At 74.1% G+C, this 19,459-nt stretch carries 14 protein-coding genes; 5 read left to right on the top strand and 9 right to left on the bottom strand.

From position 1 onward, the window contains the following. Positions 1-179: 179 nt before the first annotated feature. Both Q1V71_RS08840 and Q1V71_RS08835 read left to right on the top strand, forming a co-directional pair. Positions 180-1,250 carry an ABC transporter substrate-binding protein gene (locus Q1V71_RS08840; protein WP_300642984.1) on the top strand — a complete coding sequence of 357 codons (1,071 nt, stop codon included), beginning with the start codon at positions 180-182 and terminating at the stop codon, positions 1,248-1,250. Positions 1,251-1,431: 181 nt separating this feature from the next. Further along, the gene (locus tag Q1V71_RS08835; RefSeq protein ID WP_300642983.1) at positions 1,432-2,442 is read left to right on the top strand and encodes an aldo/keto reductase family protein; all 1,011 of its coding nucleotides are present in this window, start codon (positions 1,432-1,434) and stop codon (positions 2,440-2,442) included. A gap of 18 nt (positions 2,443-2,460) precedes the next feature. Here Q1V71_RS08835 and Q1V71_RS08830 read toward each other — a convergent pair whose 3' ends face one another. The 3 genes from Q1V71_RS08830 to ctlX form a co-directional block, all read right to left on the bottom strand. After that, entirely contained in the window at positions 2,461-3,498 is a 1,038-nt protein-coding gene (locus tag Q1V71_RS08830) for a hypothetical protein (protein WP_300642982.1), read from the bottom strand. A gap of 100 nt (positions 3,499-3,598) precedes the next feature. Continuing rightward, a complete protein-coding gene (locus Q1V71_RS08825) occupies positions 3,599-5,929 on the bottom strand; it encodes an enoyl-CoA hydratase-related protein (protein WP_300642981.1) in 2,331 nt (776 codons plus the stop codon). Between the two features lie 52 nt (positions 5,930-5,981). Beyond that, positions 5,982-7,007 (bottom strand): citrulline utilization hydrolase CtlX, encoded by a 1,026-nt coding sequence (gene ctlX / locus Q1V71_RS08820; protein WP_300642979.1) that lies wholly within the window; start codon positions 7,005-7,007, stop codon positions 5,982-5,984. 64 nt (positions 7,008-7,071) lie between these two features. Between ctlX and Q1V71_RS08815 the strand changes: the two genes are divergently transcribed. Further along, the gene (locus Q1V71_RS08815) at positions 7,072-8,061 is read left to right on the top strand and encodes an alpha/beta fold hydrolase (protein WP_300642978.1); all 990 of its coding nucleotides are present in this window, start codon (positions 7,072-7,074) and stop codon (positions 8,059-8,061) included. 189 nt (positions 8,062-8,250) lie between these two features. On the opposite strand, the gene Q1V71_RS08810 is transcribed toward Q1V71_RS08815, so the two are convergent. Next, entirely contained in the window at positions 8,251-9,000 is a 750-nt protein-coding gene (locus tag Q1V71_RS08810; RefSeq protein ID WP_300642976.1) for a MerR family transcriptional regulator, read from the bottom strand. Positions 9,001-9,151: 151 nt separating this feature from the next. Between Q1V71_RS08810 and Q1V71_RS08805 the strand changes: the two genes are divergently transcribed. After that, complete coding sequence (locus tag Q1V71_RS08805) at positions 9,152-10,300, top strand: acyl-CoA dehydrogenase family protein (protein ID WP_300642974.1); 1,149 nt, start codon at positions 9,152-9,154, stop codon at positions 10,298-10,300. Between the two features lie 50 nt (positions 10,301-10,350). On the opposite strand, the gene Q1V71_RS08800 is transcribed toward Q1V71_RS08805, so the two are convergent. The 5 genes from Q1V71_RS08800 to Q1V71_RS08780 form a co-directional block, all read right to left on the bottom strand. Beyond that, entirely contained in the window at positions 10,351-10,761 is a 411-nt protein-coding gene (locus Q1V71_RS08800) for a pyridoxamine 5'-phosphate oxidase family protein (protein WP_300642973.1), read from the bottom strand. Positions 10,762-11,096: 335 nt separating this feature from the next. Further along, positions 11,097-13,859, bottom strand: coding sequence for a DEAD/DEAH box helicase family protein (locus Q1V71_RS08795; protein WP_300642971.1), 2,763 nt, complete (start codon positions 13,857-13,859; stop codon positions 11,097-11,099). Further along, a complete protein-coding gene (locus Q1V71_RS08790; protein WP_300642969.1) occupies positions 13,859-16,849 on the bottom strand; it encodes a bifunctional [glutamine synthetase] adenylyltransferase/[glutamine synthetase]-adenylyl-L-tyrosine phosphorylase in 2,991 nt (996 codons plus the stop codon). Before Q1V71_RS08790 ends, Q1V71_RS08795 begins: the two co-directional genes overlap by 1 nt. Next, complete coding sequence (locus tag Q1V71_RS08785) at positions 16,846-17,553, bottom strand: type 1 glutamine amidotransferase (RefSeq protein WP_300642968.1); 708 nt, start codon at positions 17,551-17,553, stop codon at positions 16,846-16,848. Before Q1V71_RS08785 ends, Q1V71_RS08790 begins: the two co-directional genes overlap by 4 nt. Before the next feature lie 12 nt (positions 17,554-17,565). Beyond that, a complete protein-coding gene (locus Q1V71_RS08780) occupies positions 17,566-18,906 on the bottom strand; it encodes a glutamine synthetase family protein (RefSeq protein WP_300642966.1) in 1,341 nt (446 codons plus the stop codon). 160 nt (positions 18,907-19,066) lie between these two features. Between Q1V71_RS08780 and Q1V71_RS08775 the strand changes: the two genes are divergently transcribed. After that, positions 19,067-19,447 (top strand): VOC family protein, encoded by a 381-nt coding sequence (locus Q1V71_RS08775; protein ID WP_300642964.1) that lies wholly within the window; start codon positions 19,067-19,069, stop codon positions 19,445-19,447. Positions 19,448-19,459: the final 12 nt, after the last annotated feature.

Raw genomic sequence — 19,459 nt, 5'->3', positions numbered from 1 at the left:
AGCCCTCGCGATGGCCGCCACCGGCTGCCGTGGTGGGGACACCGAGGAGGGCGACGGCGCCATCTCGGCTCCGGGGGTCAGCGACGAGCCATGCCCGGACGCCGTCAACGCGGACAACGGGTGCATCTACCTGGGCACCATCTCGGACCTCACCCAGGGGCCCTTCGCCCCCCCTCGGTGTGCCGATCACCGACGCCCAGGCGGCGTTCTGGGAGCGGGTCAACGAGGACGGTGGCGTCGGTGGCTACGACATCAACGTGACCGAGTACGTCCGTGACAACCTGTACAACCCCGAGACCCACGCCCAGCTCTACTCGGAGATGGAGGGCGAGGTGCTCGCCCTGGCACAGACCCTGGGATCCCCGACCACACTCGCGATCCTCGAGCAGATGAAGGCCGCCGACATGATCGGCGCGCCGGCTTCGTGGACGTCACTGTGGGGCTTCGAGGACAACATCCTGGAGTCGGGCTCGTCGTACTGCGTGGACGCCATGAACGTCGTGGACTACTACGTCGAGAACGAGGACATCCAGTCGGTGATGACTGTCGGCTTCCCGGGCGACTACGGCGGCGACTCCGCCGCTGGAGCAGAGGTCGCAGCGGAGGCCAACGGCATCGAGTTCATCGACGTCGAGACCGCCTCGGGTCAGGAGGCGCAGTCCGGCGCCGTGTCGGCCATCGTCCGGCAGGACCCGGACCTGGTGATCGTCAGCACCGGCCCGACCGAGACCGCGGTCATCGTCGGGCAGGCAGCCGCGCAGGGCTACCAGGGCCAGATCGTCGGCGCCTCGCCGACCTGGAACCCCGCACTGCTGCAGAGCCCGGCCGGTCCGGCGCTGGAGCAGCTCTTCGTCCACGTGGGTCCCTGGGGCTCGTACGGCACCGACACGCCCGGCCACGAGGCCATGCGTGAGGCGCTGGGCGAGGTCGACCAGCCCAACGACGGCTACACCTCCGGGTGGGCGTGGAGCTACCCGATGAAGGCCGCGCTCGAGGAGTGGCTCGGTGGCGACTACGAGGGCACCCGTGCTGGTCTCCTCGAGGCCGTCCAGGCCCTGGAGACCGTCGACTTCGAGGGCATGCTGCCCGAGGAGGCCGGCAACCGCGCCGGTGACAACGACCTCTTCCGCCAGAGCGTGCTCTCGAGCGTCGACCCCGACGCCGACGCGGGCCTGTCCCTGCTGGAGGACTTCTTCACCGGTCCCACCGCCGAGGCCGCCGAGATCGACGGCGCCTGCTTCGAGGGCTGAGCCACCCCCGCTCCCCCGCAGCGCACGGCACTGCAGCACCACCACGACGGCGTCGCACCCCACCCGGGTGCGGCGCCGTCGCGCGTGCCCAGCCCGTCCGGTGCAGCCGTCGTACGCCGAGTTCTGCGCACCCCTGCAGACCCACTGGGAGGGTGACCCCGAGGGTCCTAGGTTGGGAGGCATGGAGTTTCGATACCTCGGCAACAGCGGGCTCAAGATCTCGGAGATCACCTACGGCAACTGGCTGACCCACGGGTCGCAGGTCGAGAACGACGCGGCGACCGCCTGCGTGCGGGCCGCGCTGGACGCGGGCATCAGCACCTTCGACACCGCCGACGTCTACGCCAACACCAAGGCCGAGACCGTGCTCGGCGAGGCACTGGCCGGCGAGCGGCGCGAGTCGCTGGAGATCTTCACGAAGGTCTACTGGCCGACCGGTCCCGGCGGCAAGAACGACACCGGTCTGTCCCGCAAGCACATCATGGAGTCGATCAACGGGTCGCTGACCCGGCTGAGGACCGACTACGTGGACCTCTACCAGGCGCACCGCTACGACACGGAGACGCCGCTGGAGGAGACCATGCAGGCCTTCGCCGACGTGGTGCGGCAGGGCAAGGCGCTCTACATCGGTGTCTCGGAGTGGACGGCCGACCAGATCCGCGCCGGCCACGCGCTCGCGAAGGACCTCGGCATCCAGCTGATCAGCAGCCAGCCGCAGTACTCCATGCTCTGGCGCGTCATCGAGGGCGAGGTCGTCCCGGCGTGCGAGGAGCTCGGCATCTCCCAGATCGTCTGGAGCCCGATCGCCCAGGGTGTGCTGACCGGCAAGTACCAGCCCGGCCAGGCCCCGCCCGCCGGCTCGCGCGCCACCGACGACAAGGGCGGCGCCGACATGATCAAGCGCTGGATGGACGACGACCTGCTCACCCGCGTCCAGCAGCTGAGGCCGCTCGCCGACGAGGCCGGCCTCACCATGGCGCAGCTGGCCGTGGCCTGGGTGCTGCAGAACCCCAACGTCGCCTCGGCCCTGGTCGGCGCATCGCGCCCCGAGCAGGTCCACGACAACGTGGCCGCCGCGGGCAAGAAGCTCGACACCGACCTGCTCACGAAGATCGACGAGGTGCTCGGGGACGCCGTCGTCTCCGACCCGGCAATGACCGAGCGCACGGCCCCCCAGGGTCGGGTCGCCTGACCCGTCCCCGATCCCCCGTCAGGGGACGATCACGTCGTCCAAGGGCCGGCGCGGCGAGGGGGCGAGCCGGGCCGAGGCGGTGTGCGGCCACCCCACCTGCAGCAGCAGCTGCGGGTGGGCGAGCAGCCCCAGCACGTCCTCGCGGAGCCGGTCACGCACCTCCGCCACCTCGACGGGCAGCGAGACCGGCACCATGCCGAGACCCTCGGACACCGCCTCGAGCCAGACCGCGCTCATGGCCTCCCCCGTGGCCAGCCACCCGTCGGGGCCGTCGTCGGGGTGGCACAGCGCCAGGACCGCCGTGTGCTGCGAGGCGCAGTCGTCGGCAACGCCCACGTCGAGGGCCCCGCCCTCGCACCGCCCGATGCCCAGCGGGTCGAGCAGCCGGTCGGGCACCAGCGCGCCCGGCACGCCCGCGTCCTCACGGTCCCCGCCCCACCACTGGGCCAGCTCGCCCGCGGTCAGCGGCGAGGCCTCGTGGTGACCCGCGGCCGCGGCCACCAGCCGCTCCACCGCCACGCGCTGCCGGGCGTCGAGCCGCACCGTCGTGACGCCGTACGACGCCGCCAGCTCGCCCAGGTGGCGCAGCCGGTCCTCGGGCAGCTCCCAGGAGCTGAACGGCCTGCGGTCGGTGCGGCGCGCGACCAGCGAGGAGAGCGCGATCCGCTCGGCGGGACCTGCGTGCACGACCTCGCCGAGGTGCAGCCGGGCGACCAGGTCCGGCGGTCCGCCCACGGGGAACCGCTCGACCGTCACGGCCCGGTCCACGGCGCGGGCCGCGACCATCGCGTGGTGCAGGGCCGCTCCGAGGCTGAGGGTCATCAGCCGCCCGCGCGGGTCCAGGACGCGCAGCTGCCGGTCGTGGGCGGCGAAGAGCTCCAGGACGTCGTCCGAGACGATCCGCCAGCGCCAGGGCTGCGTGTTGTGCAGGCTGGGCGCCCGGGTGGCCAGGGCGACGACGTCGCGTGCGACCGAGGGCGCGGGCCGGCCGGTCGCGGCCGGGGTGGCGGCACGGCACATCGCGAGGGCGGTCTCGCACGGGGCGTGGGTCGTCATGGTCCCAGCGTGGGGCCGGCGCCGGACGGCTGCACGAGCCGGAGGGCACGGCTGCGTGGGACCGAAGTCCCGCCCGGTTCAGACGGGGTTCACGGGCCGGTCAGGACAGCCGGTCCAGCAGGTCCTCGGAGAACGCCACCTCGTCGACGGAGCGGCTGGTGCACCCCCGCACCGCGACCTCGCTGGACATCCGCAACGAGGCCCGCACGGCCGTGGGCGCGGCGCCCTCGATCCGCTCGCAGAGCTCGCGCGCCACGGTGACACCGCCTCCCCGCGGCACGACCCGGCTCACCAGCCCCGCGGCCAGCGCCTCGTGCGCGTCGAGCACCCGGCCGGTGAGCACCAGGTCGTCGGCGAGCCGGCGGCCCACCAGCGCGGCGAGCCGTTCGTGCGCGCCGTGCTCGGCGACCAGCCCTTTCCAGGGCTGGGTGAGGGCGAAGGTCGCGCCCTCCTCGGCCACGACCAGGTGGCAGGCGAGCAGCACCTCGAGCCCGGCGTCGTGCGCCGCACCCGCGACGGCGGCCACGACCGGCTTGTCCAGGTCGGCGCGCCCGGTGAGGCCGGCGGCCCCGTGGGGCGGGGTGACCAGGGTGCCGCCCCAGCCGATCTCGGTGAGGTCGAGACCCTCGCAGAAGACCTCGTCGCCGCCGTGCAGCAGCAGGGTGCGCGCGGCCGGGTCGGCCAGGTAGGCGGAGACGACCTCGTCGAGCTCGGTGTGCGCCAGCCGGTCGAGGACGGGGCGCAGCAGGCCGACCTCCACCCGGGCTCCGACGCGCTCGACGGCGATCCGGTCGAAGGCGCGCTCCAGCCGCGGCCTGCGGACCGGGTGCAGCCGGTCGAGGGTGGCGCGGCTGAGGGCCACCCGGTTGACGTGCTGGACGTGGCGGGCGTCGACCCGCACCCCGATCGGCTCGGCGTCCTCGTCGGCGAGCAGACCCAGCAGCTCCTCGTCGGCCGCGGCCGTGGCCAGGAAACGTCGGCCGGCCAGGTCGCGGCAGACCAGCATGGCGGTGCGGCTGCCGTCGCGGCGCGGCTCGACGCTGAAGGTCTCCACCACGGCCGGGCCGTCGGCCACCTCGGTCCACGGCACCCGCGGGCCGGCGTCGAGCGCGGCCTGCACGGCCGCGGAGTCGTCGGGGACCCAGGGCCGCGGGCGGGCGGCGTACACGCCGACGGCGTACTTGGACAGCTGACCGCCGTTGGCGCCGACCAGCACCGTGCTCGCCGGGTCGCGGCGGGTGCGGCGCACCGCCTCGGCGACGGCGTGCAGGGAGTAGTTGCTGCCGGCGCCGCCGAAGAAGGGCAGCCCGCCGGTGAGCGTCAGCCGGCGTGGGTCGGAGGTGTCGATGCCCAGGGCGTCCGTGACGGTGGTGACGGCGACCGGGAAACAGCTGTAGAGGTCCATCGCGTCGACGTCCTCGATGCCGATGCCGGCACCGTCCAGGGCGTGCTGCACCGCGGCCACGGTCGCGGGGGCTCGGGAGAGGTCGGGGCGCTCGAGCATGGTCTGCTCGGCCAGGCTCGCGTGGCCGTGCAGGAAGACCCAGCGCTCCGACGGCACCCCCAGCGCTCGCGCCGCCTCGACCGAGGCGAGCAGCACGGCCGCCCCCTGGTTGACCTGGTCGCGGGCCACCATGAGACGGCGGTAGGGATCGGCCACGACGCGGTTGTCGGCGGTCGTGGTGGCGACCTCCTCGACCGAACGGACGGTGGGTGCCGCGGCGTGCGGGTGGGCCGCCGCGACCTCGCTCATGGGCGCCAGCAGCTCGCCCATCTGCCGGGCGTAGCTGCGGCGGTCCAGGCCCAGCCGGTGTCGTCGGGCGTGCTCGAGCAGGGCGTACTGCACCGGCGCGTTGGTCATCCCGTGCAGCACCTGGTGGCGGGTGTTGACCAGGTGGGTGCCGCGACCACGGTCGACCTCCGGGCCGGTGACGTCCTCGCGGAAGTCCGGCCGCTCGCCGCCGGCCCCCGCACCCCGGGTGAAGTGCCGGGTCGTCGAGGTGACGTCGGCACCCATGACCAGCGCGACCCGGTGCTCGCCGTCGGCGACCGCCTGGGCGAGCTCGTTGACCAGGCTCTGGGGCGTCTGGCCGCCGAGCGCGTCGTGCACGACGTACGACGGCGACGCACCGACCCGGCGCAGGACCGCCCAGGGGTAGGACGTGGGCGTGCCCAGCGGGGAGCCGAAGCCCATGGCCTCGAAGGAGCGGGTCATCGCCGCCGCGTCCAGCGCCGCCAGGACCTCGGCCGGGTCGGTGCCGGAACCGGCGACCGCGTCGGCGGCCGCGGCGCGGACCGCGTCGGCGGCCAGGGCGGCCTCCGAGCGCGCGGCGTAGTCGGGAGAGCCGAGGGTCTCGGAGACCTCCCCGACGCCGATCAGGACCGGAGTCGAGGCAGGCAGCTGGTCGTAGCAGTCGGCGTCCGCGTGCACCGCCGAACTAGAACACGTTCCTGTTCGCGGCGGCAACGCGGGGTGTCGGGCCTCAGCCCTGATTGACCAGGCGGCCGTCGGCAGTGACCGGGTGGTCCTCGTTGATGGCCACGACCGCGAGGGTCGGCCCGCGCTCGGCCTCGGGGCGGCGGTCGAGGTGGATGCCGGCGATCATGCAGCGCACCGAGCCACCCGCCAGCTCGATGGTGGGGATGTCGACGGCGACGATCTCGCAGGACTCCTCGATCGCGGCCACCTGGTCGGGTCGCAGGCTGGCCCGGGCCCGGGCCGACATCGCCATCACGTAGCGCCGGCGGCCGTCGGGGTGCCACCCGCACAGCTCCACGGCGTTCCCGGCGAACTCGCGCACCTGCTCCTCGGTGAGCTCGACGAGGCGGCGGCCATTGACGGTCAGCCGCTCCCGCACCTGCTCGCGACGGACCGGGTCGGGGATGAGGTCGAGGGCCATCAGCGCGACGTCGGTGCCCACGCAGGCCATGACGTTGGTGTGGTAGACCGGAACCCCCGCGGAGTCGACGGCGTCGAAGACCATCGGCTCGTAGAGGAAGTCGGTGCAGAACCGCTCCAGCACGTGGGAGTCCGCGCGGTGGCTGCGCGCGACGTAGGCGACCCGCGAGACGTGGTCGAGCACCATCGCGCCGGTGCCCTCGAGGAAGATGCCGTCGGGCTCGAGGCCGGAGTAGTCGACGATCGTCTGGACGCGGTACTCCGACTTCAGCATCTCCAGCACGTCGGCGCGCCGCTCGTGGCGCCGGTTGGAGGCGTACATCGGGAAGACGCCGACCAGGCCGCCGGCGTGGGTGGAGACCCAGTTGTTGGGGAAGACGCTGTCGGGGCGCGTGTGGTCGTGGTCCTCGAAGACGTGGACACGGACGCCGACGTCCCGCAGTGCGTCGGCCACGGCGTCCATCTCGGCCAGCGCCCGCGCGGAGATCGCCTCCGGGGACTCCCCCGCCGGAGCGTCGGCCTGGAACGCGTTGTCCGCGGCGGTCGCGGGGTTCGGCAGGAACCGGGTCGCGCGGACGAGGACGACGGCGGAGGGGGCTTGGGCGCTCACGGCGAGAGGCTAGGTCACCCCAAGGTGCGTGCGCACAACGGCGCGGACTGGGAACCTGTTCCACATGACACGCTCCACCGGCCCCTCCGGCCTGCCCGACGACGCCTGGCTCGGCAGCGACCCCGCCTGGCGCGGCGTGCGGCAGGAGATGCTTGACGTGCTCGGCCGGCCCGTGCGCGTGCTGCGCGCGGACGCGGCGGCCTCCGCCGGGCCCGACGGGGGCACCCCCCAGCTGCTGGTGCACGGGCTGGGCGGCAGCGCGGCCAACTGGATCGAGGTGATCGCCCCGCTCGCCGCGCACGGCCCGGTGGTGGCGATCGACCTGCCCGGCTTCGGGCACACCCGCGCCGTGCCCCACGACCCGCTGACGGTCGGCGGCCACGTGCGCTTCGTACGCCGCGTGCTGGACGCGCTCGGGTGGCAGTCGGCCACCGTGCACGGCAACTCCATGGGCGGCCTGGTCGCCACGCACTTCGCGGCCCGCCACCCCGAGCGGGTCGACCGGCTGGTGCTGGTCTCCCCCGCGTTCCCGCCCGCGTGCGCGCTGCGCCTCGTGCCGCCCTCGGTGCCGACCGTCCAGGGCATCGTGACCATGGGCCTGCCCAGCATCGGCGGCGGCCTGCTCGCCGCGGCGACCCGCCGGGACGCCAACCCGGGCGCCCGCGCGCTGCTGGGCCTGATCTTCACCGACCCCGCGGCCGTGCGCCCCTCCCTCATCGCCGCGATGGCTGCCGACGCGCTCTCGGCCGACGCCGCGCAGGTCGCCGACCGCAGCCGGGCGCTGCGCACCAGCACCCTCTCGATCGCCCGCAGCTGGGTCGACCCGCGCTGGACCTGGCGTGCCATCCGCTCCGTGGACGTGCCGACGCTCGTGCTGGGCGGCACCGCCGACGCGCTCGTGCCGGCCCGGGTGCTGCGCGAGGTGCTGGCCGCGCGCCCGGACTGGCACGGCGAGGTCATCACCGACCGCCGGCACGCGCTCATGCTCTCCGAGCCGCAGGAGTACCTCCACCACGTCGGTGCCTGGTTCAGCCGGCACCTGCAGGCGGCCTGAGCAGCCACGCGGTCCAGACCGGCCGACGGATCGCTCAGGTCGCTGCGACGCGCGCCGATCGGTGCGGCACTGAGGGTCGACGGACCGCACTCCACACGGGGTCCGCCGCTCGTGAGCGGGACCCTGGCGCGCGTCGCGGGAGTGCGAAAGGCGCCAGGGGACCGCTCCCCCTCGGATTCCGCCGGTGGCTCAGCCGCGCGTGAGCGAGCGGGCGATGACCGCGTTGGCGGCCCGCTGGAAGCCCGTCACGACCGCCTCGAGGGTCAGCTGCCGCAGCCGGGAGACCGTGTGCTCCATCTGGGCCGCCTGCTCCGGCGACTGCCCGGAGGCGCGGGCGGCGCGACGGTAGGGCTGCAGCACCTGGGTGCGCAGGATCGTGGTGAGCTCCTCGGCCAAGGCCTCCATGTGGCGCCCGATCGCCTCGGACGCCGCCCCCAGGCTCTCGGCACTCACGTCGAGGTCGAGCAGCTCCAGGCCGGTCTCCAGGTTGGGCGCGGCGAGGTAGGTGCCCTCGTCGGTCTCCTCGAGTGCGCCCATCGCCACCAGGAGCGCGAGCTCGTCGTCGGCCAACGGGCGCCCGGCGCGGCGCTCGAGCGCGCCGCGGTCGACCGGCACGGGGGCCGAGGTGGTCCAGGAGGTCATCATCGCCCGCTGCAGGGCCAGGTCCTCGGTGGTGGCGTCCTCGGGCAGCCGGCTCACGACCCGCTCGATCGCCTGCAGGGTGAACCCGTGCTCCTGCAGCGCCCGCACCAGCTCCAGGTGCGCCAGGTGCATCCGGTCGTAGTAGGCCATCCGCCCGCGGCGTACCGGCGGGGGCAGCAGGCCCAGACCGGAGTAGTAGCGGGTGTTGCGGACCGTCAGGCCGGCGGCGGTGGCCAGCTCGTCGACGGTCATCAGGTCGCCGAGCGGCTCGAGGGCGGAGCCCGGGGCGGCGGTCATGGGCGGCACCCTAGCGCGCGAGATGACACTTGAACTGTGACAGTCGTGCTGTCAGAGTTCTTCCGGCGTCGTCCGTGACGCGCGGCACAGCCCAGCACGACCGCCAGAACGACCACCGGCACTACCCAGCGAACCCCGAGGAGCCCATCTGATGGCCACGCCGACCTCCATCTACACCCAGGAGCACGAGGACTTCCGCGCCATGGTGCGGACCTTCATGGAGAAGGAGGTCGCCCCCCACATGGAGCAGTGGGAGAAGGACGGCCAGGTCAGCCGCGAGCTGTGGACCAAGGCCGGCGAGCAGGGGATCCTCTGCTTCGACGTGCCCGAGGAGTACGGCGGGATGGGCATGGACGACTTCCGCTACAACGCGGTCGTCTCCGAGGAGCTCTCCCGGATCGGCGCGAGCGGCCCGGGCTTCCCGGTCCACACCGACATCATCGTCCCCTACATCACCTCGCTCGGCACCGAGGAGCAGAAGCAGCGCTGGCTGCCGGGCTGCGTCAGCGGCGAGCTGATCTCGGCAATCGGCATGACCGAGCCGGGCGCCGGCTCGGACCTCCAGGGGATCAAGACCAGCGCCGTGGACAAGGGCGACCACTACGTCCTCAACGGCGCGAAGACCTTCATCTCCAACGGCATCATGAGCGACATCGTCATCGTGGTCTGCCGCACCGACCCCGACGCCGGCCACATGGGCTTCAGCCTGCTGGTCGTCGAGCGCGGCATGCCCGGCTTCGAGCGCGGGCGCAACCTCGACAAGATGGGCCTGAAGGCCCAGGACACCGCCGAGCTGTTCTTCGACAACGTCGAGGTGCCGAAGTCCAACCTGCTGGGCAAGGAGGGCGAGGGCTTCATCTACCTCATGCAGAACCTCCCCCAGGAGCGGATCTCCATCGGCGTCCAGGCCGTGGCCGCCGTCGAGTACGTCCTCGAGCTGTGCCTGGCCTACGCCAAGGAGCGCGAGGCCTTCGGCAAGCCGATCGGCAAGTTCCAGCACAACCGCTTCGTGCTCGCCGAGATGGCCACCGAGGCCTACGTCGCCCGCACCTTCATCAACGAGTGCATCCTCAAGCTCAACGCCGGCGAGGCCGACCCGTCGCTGGCCTCGATGGCCAAGTGGTGGACGACCGAGCTCCAGGCCAAGGCCGTCGACGCCGGCGTGCAGTTGCACGGCGGCTACGGCTACATGAGCGAGTACCCCATCTCGCGCGCCTACACCGACTCCCGCATCTCGCGGATCTACGGCGGCACCACCGAGATCATGAAGGAGATCATCGGGCGCAGCATGGGTCTCTGACTCACCGCTGTTCTCCCGGCACCCCGCAGCAGCCCTCGCCCGGCCGGCCCTCAGACCGGCCGGGCGAGCCTGCGTCCGGTGACCGTCGTGGGCCGGATCCGCACCGTCGCCGACTTCGTGCCGGTCGGCCAGGCCGTCGGCGCGTCGGCCGGAGCCGGCTCGAGCAACACCCTGGCCACCCCCCGCACCAGGACGCTCCACCCCGTGCGCGCCTGGTCGTCGAAGAGGTCGACCTCCACGGCCACCCGGCTGTCGTCGACCTCCCGCGCGATCGTGGAGTACGCCGCGGTGCGCACCACCACGGAGCCTGCGGAGACCGCGAGGTTGACCGGCACCACCACCGGGCCCTGCGCGTCCACCCAGGCGAGCCGGCCCACCGAGACGGTCTCGAGCAGCTGCCAGCAGGTGTCCTCGTCGAGGTCGATGAGGACGGGCTTGGAGTTGGCCTCGGTCGTTCCCATGCCCCCAGCATGCTCCGCACGCCGCGCGGTCTCGCAGGGTCGAAGGTCCCCGCCCTTCCCGACCTGCGCCCGGTCTCGGTCCCGGTCCCGGTCTCGGTCCCGGTCCCGCGCGGTCCAGACCAGTGCAGCACCCCACCGACCGGTGGTTTGCCGCTCTCGGTCCGGGGGCAGGAGGCCCGCGGCACGACCCGGTCTCGGCCGCGCGCAGTGCACGTCCCGGGGGTGGACTGCGGCGGAAGGGTCGGCCCCGGACCTCCGCGCGCGACCGTCTCCCGCCGAGCCGGCACACGTTTCGGTGAAGACGCGCCGGCTCGACCGACGACGGCTCGCCCTGCTCAGGTCCAGTGGCGGCGCATCACGGTCGCGACGTCGAACGGGTCGCTGCCGCGCTGGGCCGCGAGCACCCCGGCACCCTCGGGCGAGCCGGTGTAGACCGCTTCCCCTCCCCCGACCCAGTGGTCGAAGGCGCGCGCGTACGCGGCCGCGCGCTCGGCCCGCACGCCGAGCACGGTGGGGACCGGGTGCCACACGGTGCCGTCCGGCTCGAGCAGCCGTCCACGGGCCGCGGCGACCAGCTCGCTCGTGGGCCGGGGGCGGTCGAGCAGCAGGTGCCGGGGCACGACGTAGCGCGGCGACAGCACCGGCCCGAGCGCCTCGTCGAGCGCCCGGGCGAAGACCTCGGACTCCGGCTCGGGCACACCGGCGAGGCGGCAGCGGTACTCTCCCGAGGCGTCGACCTCCACCGCGAGCGCAGCCGCACCCGCGCCGACCAGGCCGCAGTCGTGGAGGGCGTCGGCCACGGCGCCGGCCACCTGCTCGACCGAGGGCGGCACCGCCCCGGCCGCGACCAGCGCGCGACCGCGGCCGGCCAGCGTCGTACGTCGCAGCAGCAGGGCGGCCACGAGCGCGACGGTGAGCACGACGAGCGCGACGACCGGCAGGTCCAGACCCGGCCCGAGCACGCCCGCGAGCAACGCGCCGCCACCGAGGACCGGCCCGCCCGGGGTGGCCTGCGGGACCGGCGTGCGCGGCTCGAGCCCGGCGAGGCGCACGGCGACCGGCACCGGGGTCGCGAGGGTGCCCACCGTGCCCGCGCGCCGGGGGCGGACGCGGACCGTGCGGCCGGGCCGGTCGGCGTACGGCTCCCCCACGCGCCAGCGCTCGCGGATGCCGGCGCGGTCCTCGGCGCACAGCACCATCCGGGCGTTGACCGCGTCGACCTCGCTGTCGGGCGGGGCGGCGTAGGGCGAGAAGGCGGGGTCGATGTGGCCCACCCCGTCGACGACCTCGCCGTCGGCGTCGACCCCGAAGAAGCCGGCGTGCTTGCGCACCAGCCGCAGCCAGTCGCGGTCGCCTCGCGGGTGCCGGTCGCTGACGCACACCACCGACCAGTTCACCGCGACCTTGTCGGGGTGGGTGGGGTCGGTGCGCAGCGCGCGGCCGCGGGTCTGGACGACAGCGGTCGTGGTCGTCACCGAGGTCAGGTCGACCAGGCCGCTGACCGAGCGGGCGTCCCAGCCCTCGCCGAGCAGCCCGCGGGTGCCGACGAGCACCGTCGTGCCGCCCTGCTCGAGGAACCGGGTCACGTGCGGGACCCAGCGCCGGCTGGTCCACGGCCCCTCGAGCCGGTGCACCGCCCCGCCGGGCACGGTGGGCTCCGGGCTGACCCGCAGCGAGGCCGCGAGCCCGGCGTCGGTGGTGGCGACGTGCGCGACCAGCCTCTCCAGGGTGGGTACGCCGCCGGCGACCGTGCTCCCCGTCACGAGCAGCGCGTCGGAGCCCGCGGGGTCGCTGACCAGTGCCGCCAGCACGGCGTGCGCGGAGCCGGCCTGCTCCGAGAGCACCCCGCGCAGGTCGACCGGGAGCGTGGCGGTCGCGCTCTCGTGGTCGCAGAGCACCAGGAGTCGGCGTCGCTCCCCCAGCGCCTGCTGCTCCACCCGCGCGATCTCCACAGCCGCGTGCGTCTTGGCCTCCGAGCGGGCCAGCGCCCGGTCGATCGGCGAGCGGCCGCGCCGCACGCCGTTGCGGGTCAGGACGTGGCCCACGGCGGGCAGCGCCCGGCGCACCCCCTCCAGGGCCGCGGCGTCGGCGGGGTCCTCGCTGCGCAGCAGGTGGCCGGTGGCCCAGTCCCCCACGAGCAGGACCCAGTCGTCGGCGCTCGGGTCGCGACGGTGCTCCTCGGTCGGCCGCGCACCCGGCGGCAGGGTCAGCATGCCGGCGTGGTGCAGGCGCAGCGCGGCGTCGGCCAGCGCGGGCTCGGCCGCGGCCAGCCGGGCCCACGAGGCGTCGGCCCGGGTGGCGGCGCCCGACGCGCTGCGCTCGACCAGCCGCCGGTTCAGCCACTCCAGGAAGGGCACGGAGCCGAAGCTCGGGTCGGCGAGGGCGGCGACGAGTTCGGCGAACCGCTCGGCGCTGGAGTCGACCCACGCCGCCTCGTGCGGGGTGGGTTGCACGAGCCACACCACCTCGGCGAAGGGCGCCAGGTCGCCCTCGCGCACGACCGCGGGGATGGAGGCCTCGAAGACCGTGCCGCCGAAGAGGGTGTCCACCAGCTCGGCCTGCTCGCGGGTGAGCGCGGCGGGCGGGGTGGCGGTGAGGCCGAGCACCCGCGCGTCGGGCAGGTCGGCGAGCAGCTCGGCCAGCAGCCGGCCCCACACCTCGAGCAGGTGGTGACACTCGTCGAGGACGAGCAGCAGCGGGCCGGCGGCGCGCAGCTCCTCGACCCGGGCCCGGCCGTTCTCGTGCAGCCGCGCCACCTGGGACTGCTCCTCGCCCTGCTCGTCGACCTCCGCATCGGGGTCGAAGAGCGCGACCGCCTGGTAGGTCCAGGCGGTGAGGGCCAGGTCCAGCGAGGCCGCCTGCGCCTCCCACTGCCCGACGATCGCGGTGTTGGGCCCGAGCACGACCACGCGCTCGATCTCGCCGGAGGCCAGCAGCGCCTCCGCGGTCTCCAGCCCGACCCGGGTCTTGCCCGCGCCCGGCGGGAGCACGGTCCAGGCGCGTCGCCGGCCCGCTGCCCAGGCCTGCTCCAGCGCGGTGAGCGCCAACCGCTGGTGGGTGCGCAGCGGCGGCCGCCCGGCCTGCTGCCCCACAGCCATCAGGTCTCCCAGAAGATCCGGTCCACGACCGCGTGGGCGGTGCGCGTGTGCCGCAGGTGGTCGTCGACCATCGCCTCGGAGGAGCCCTCGGGGTAGCCGAGGATGCTCGCCACCGCCGCCCGCTCCCTCGGGTCGGAGGGCAGCTGGTCGCTGGGCTTGCCGCGCACCAGGGTGACGGCGTTGCGGGTGCGACTGACCCGGCGCCAGGTCTGCTGCAGCAGCGCGGCGTCGTCCTCGTCGACGAGCCCGGCGTCGCGCGCGGCCGCGAGCGCCTCCAGCGTGCGAGGGGTGCGCAGCGCCGGCACCTGCCCGGCGTGCCGCATCTGGAGCAGCTGCACGGTCCACTCGATGTCGGCCAGCCCGCCGCGACCGAGCTTGAGGTGGGTCTGCGGGTCGGCCCCGCGCGGCAGCCGCTCGCGGTCCACGCGCGCCTTGATCCGCCGCACCTCCAGCACCTGGTCGTCGGTGATGCCGCCCTCGGGGAAGCGCAGCGGGTCGACCATCTCGGTGAAGCGGCGCCGCACGTCCTGGTCGCCGACCACGGCGTCGGCGCGCAGCAGCGCCTGGGCCTCCCAGACCTGGGACCAGCCGGCGTAGTAGGCGGCGTACGCGTCCAGGGTGCGCACCAGCGGGCCCTGGCGTCCCTCGGGGCGCAGGTCGGCGTCCAGCTCCAGCGGCGGGTCCCCGCCCGGGAGCGACAGCAGCCGGCGCAGCTCGTTGGCCACGGCCTGGGCGTAGCCCGCCGCGACCTGGGGCTCGGCTCCCGGCACCGGGTCGTGCACGAAGAGCACGTCGGCGTCCGAGCCGTAGGACAGCTCGAAGCCGCCGTAGCGGCCCATCGCGACGATGGCGAAGCGCGTCGGCGCCTCGTCCAGCCCCCGGGCCCGGCGCACGGAGTCCTCCACGACCTCCAGCGCAGCAGTCAGGGTCGCGTCGGTGAGCCGCGACAGGCCCGCACCGACCGCGTCGACGTCGGTGAGCCCGAGCAGGTCGCCCGCGGCGATCCGGAACAGCTCGCGACGGCGTACGCCGCGGATCGAGCGGACGGCGGTCTCCACGTCGTCACGGCGGGCCGCACCGGCGCGCATCTCCTCGGTGACCACCTCGGCGCCCAGCGGGGAGAGGTCCTCGCCGAGCATCCGCACCCCGGCGGGCTCGCGCTCGAGCAGCATCGTGGCGTAGCGGGAGGTGGACAGGACCGCGGCCATCCGCTGGGCCACCTCGCCCTCGTCGCGCAGGGTGGCGAGGTACCACGGCGTGCTGCCCATGGCCTCGCTGATCCGGCGGAACCCGAAGAGCCCGGCGTCGGGGTCGGGACCCTCGGCGAACCACTCGAGCATCGCCGGCAGCAGGGCGCGCTGGATGTGGGCGGCCCGGGAGACACCGGCGGTCAGCGCCTCGAGGTGACGCAGCGCCGCGGACGGGTCGGCGTAGCCCAGCGCGGCGAGCCGGTCGCGGGCGGCCTCCGGGGACAGCCGCGCCTCCTCGCCGGGGATCCGCGCGACCGCGGAGAGCAGCGGGCGGTAGAAGAGCTTCTGGTGCAGCCGCCGCACCTCGACCCGGTGGCGCTGCCACTGGTCCTGCAGCCCCGCGGCCGAGCTCTTGAGGAAGCCCATCGAGCGGCCGAGCCGACGCAGGGCGTCCTCGTCGTCGGGCACGACGTGGGTGCGCTGGAGCCGGTGCAGCTGCAGCCGGTGTTCCAGGGTGCGCAGGAAGGCGTAGGAGTCGTGCATCGCGACGCCGTCCTCGCGCCCGATGTAGCCGCGCTCGGTGAGCGCCGCGAGGGCGGAGAGGGTCGTGGGGAGCCGGATGTGCTCGTCGGCCTTGCCGTGGACCATCTGCAGCAGCTGCACCGCGAACTCCACGTCGCGCAGCCCGCCGGAGCCCAGCTTGAGCTGGCGCTCGGCCTCCTTGGCCGGGATGTGCTCCAGCACCCGTCGGCGCATCGCCTGGGTGTCCTCGACGAAGCGCTCGCGCCCCGCGGCGGTCCACACCAGCGGCTGCACCATCTCGACGTACTGCCGGCCGAGCTCGAGGTCGCCGGCGACCGCCCGCGCCTTGAGCAGGGCCTGGAACTCCCAGGTGCTGGCCCAGCGCTCGTAGTAGCCGCGGTGGCTCTCCAGGGTGCGCACGAGCGGGCCGTTGCGGCCCTCGGGACGCAGGTTGGCGTCGACCGGCCAGATCTCACCCTCGCCGGTCGGGTCCGAGCAGGCCCGCATCAGCTGGGCGGCGAGCTGGGTGGCCGCCCGGTTGGCCTGGTCGGGCGGGGCGCCCTCGACCGGCTCGTAGACGAAGATGACGTCGACGTCGGAGACGTAGTTGAGCTCGTGGCCGCCGCACTTGCCCATCGCGACCACCGCCAGCCGGGCCAGCGCGGCGCTCTCTCCCACCCGCTGGCGCGCGACGGCCAGCGCCGCCTCGAGCGTGGCCGCGGCCAGGTCGCTCAGCTCGGCCGCGGCGTCGTCCACGCCGAGGTGGTGGGCCAGGTCGCGGGCGGCCAGGCGCAGCAGCACCCGGCGGTACTCCACGCGCATGGCGTCCAGCGCCTCGTGGTCGGCCAGGGTGGCCGTCGGCGTCGGGTCGGCCGGGTCGGCGCCGACGGCCCTCAGCAGCCCCTCGCGGACGGCGTACGCCGCGGGGCGGGTGCTCCCGAGCGTCGGGTCGACCAGCTCGCGCCACTGGTCGGGGTGGCGGCACAGGTGGTCGCCGAGCGCCTCGCTGGCGCCCAGCACGCACAGCAGCCGCATGGCGGTGCCCTCGTCCTCGACCAGCTCCGCGAGCAGGCCGTCGGGGTCGGCGTCCTGCTCCCCCGCGGCCTGGCGCAGCCGCACCAGCTGCTGCAGGGCCAGGTCGGGGTCGGCGGTGCGTCCCAGCGTCCACAGCAGCTCCTCGGCTCCGGCACCGAGCTGGGCCACGTGCTCGGCGGCCCGCTCGGGGTCGGTGAACCCCAGGCGCAGCAGCGCGCCCTTGGACGTGGCGTCGCGGCTCACGCGTGCCCGCTCCCGTCGGCGCCGTCCTCGCGCCGGCGCACCAGCCGCAAGAACGCAGCGGCGAGCGGGCGCCAGGCCGTGGCCAGCTCCTCGCCGGCGGCCCGGACCTCGTCGTGGGCCCGCACCGTGCCGGGCCAGCCGGCCACCACGTCGACGTCGGCCTCGGGGTGCCACTGCACGCCCCAGACCGACGGGGCGTGGCGGGCGGACTGCACCTCGCCGCCGGGGGCGGTCGCGAGCCGGGTGCCGCCGGGTGGCAGCACGAGCACCACGTCGTCGTTCCAGTGCACGCCCCGGCGCGGCTCGGCGAGCGCGGCCGTCAGGTCGTCGGCGGCGGCCGCCTCCTCCCAGCCCACCCGCAGCAACCCCTGCTGCGGCCCGGCGGGGTTGCGACGCACCTGTCCGCCCAGCGCGCTGGCCATCAGCTGGTGGCCCAGGCACACCCCCAGGGCGGGTACGCCGCCGGCCGCGGCCACCCGCACGAGCTGCTTGGTGGGGGTCAGCCAGGCGTGGTCCGCGTCGTCGTCGGCGCCCATGTGGCCGCCCAGGACGACCAGGCCGTCGTGGCCCGCCAGGTCCGGGGGCAGCGGCTCACCGGCGTACGGACGGCGGACGTCGAGGGTGACGCCCTCCTCGGCCCACCAGCGCCCCAGCATCCCGGGCGGGCACTCGTCCTCGTGCTGGACGACCAGCAGCGTGGTCACTCCGCGGCCCGGCTAGATGACCGGGAGCATCCGGTCGCGCTCGAACGCCGAGACCTGCCCGCGGTACTCGTCCCACTCCGCGCGCTTGTTGCGCAGCAGGAAGTCGAAGACCTGCTCGCCCAGGGTCTCGGCGAGCAGCTCGGAGTCCTCGGCGATGGTGATCGCGTCGTTGAGGTTGCGCGGCAGCGGCTTGATGCCCAGGCTGCTGCGCTCGCGCTCGGTCAGCGACCACACGTCGTCCTCGGCCTCGCGCGGCAGCTCGTAGCCCTCGTTGATGCCCTTGAGCCCGGCGGCCAGCACGACGGCGTACGCGAGGTAGGGGTTGCACGCGGCGTCGAGGGTGCGCAGCTCGACGCGGGTCGACTGGCCCTTCAGCGGCTTGTACATCGGCACCCGGATCATCGCCGAGCGGTTGTTGTGGCCCCAGCAGATGTAGGAGGGGGCCTCGCCGCCGAACATCATCCGCTTGTAGGAGTTGACCCACTGGTTGGTCACCACGGAGATCTCGTTGGCGTGGGTGAGGATGCCGGCGATGAACGCGCGCGCGGTCTGGGACAGGGAGTACTCCGCACCGGCCTCGTAGAAGGCGTTCTCGTCGCCCTCGAAGAGCGACAGGTGGGTGTGCATGCCCGAGCCCGGGTGGGTCGTGAACGGCTTGGGCATGAAGCTGCCCCAGATGCCCTGGGAGAGCGCCACCTCACGGATGACGGTGCGGAAGGTCATGATGTTGTCGGCCGTCGACAGCGCGTCGGCGTAGCGCAGGTCGATCTCCTGCTGTCCCGGGCCGCCCTCGTGGTGGCTGAACTCGACCGAGATGCCCATCGACTCCAGCATCGTGATCGCCTCGCGGCGGAAGTCGGCGCCCTCGGACTGCGCGGTGTGGTCGAAGAACCCCGAGCGGTCCACCGGGACCGGCTCCTCGCCGTGCGCCGGGAGGTTCTTGAAGAGGTAGAACTCGATCTCGGGGTGGGTGTAGAAGGTGAACCCCTGGTCGGCGGCCTTGGAGAGGGTCCGCTTCAGCACGTGCCGCGGGTCGGCGTACGACGGCTCACCGCCGGGCATCTCGATGTCGCAGAACATCCGTGCCGTCGACGGTCCCTCGCCGCTGCGCCAGGGCAGGATCTGGAAGGTCGAGGGGTCGGGCTTGAGGAGCATGTCGGACTCGAAGACGCGCGCGAAGCCCTCGATGGCCGAGCCGTCGAAGCCGATGCCCTCGGAGAAGGCGTTCTCCAGCTCCGCCGGCGCCACCGCCACCGACTTCAGGGAGCCGAGGACGTCGGTGAACCACAGCCGGACGAACCGCACGTCGCGCTCCTCGAGCGCCCGGAGCACGAAGTCCTCTTGCTTGCCCATGGCGGCAGCCTAGTGGTGCGGTCGCGGTGGACCGGCTGCCGCCACGGGCTGGGAGTCAGCGGCAGACGCGGACGTCCCGGTCCCTCTCGCACCGATGAGTCGAGGGGCAACTCCTGGTCTGCACCACCGACCGCGACACACCGATCACGAGGAGCCCACCATGGCCCGCATGCTGTTCCCGAACCTGCCCGTCTCCGACGTCGCCCGCGCCCGCACCTTCTGGACCGCGCTGGGCTTCTCCTTCGACGAGGACTTCTCCAACGAGCAGGCACTGGCGATGGTCGTCAACGACACGGCCAGCGTGATGCTGCTGGAGGAGAAGTTCTTCCACTCCTTCCACGACACCCAGCCGGCGCTCGGCACCGAGACGCTGACCTGCCTGGGTCTGGAGAGCCGCGAGGAGGTCGACGTGCTGTGCCGCGCGGCCGGCGAGCAGGGCGCGGAGGTCACGGCCCCCACCGAGAACGGGCCGATGTACGGCGGCGCCTTCCGCGACCTAGACGGGCACCTGTGGGAGCTCATGTTCATGGACCTCGCCTGAGGCCGTGGGTCC

Source organism: Nocardioides sp., from assembly GCF_030149505.1.
In the GTDB taxonomy this organism is placed as follows: domain Bacteria; phylum Actinomycetota; class Actinomycetes; order Propionibacteriales; family Nocardioidaceae; genus Nocardioides.
Note: the sequence above shows the minus strand (reverse complement) of the source record. Positions and strands in the feature narration are given on the sequence as shown.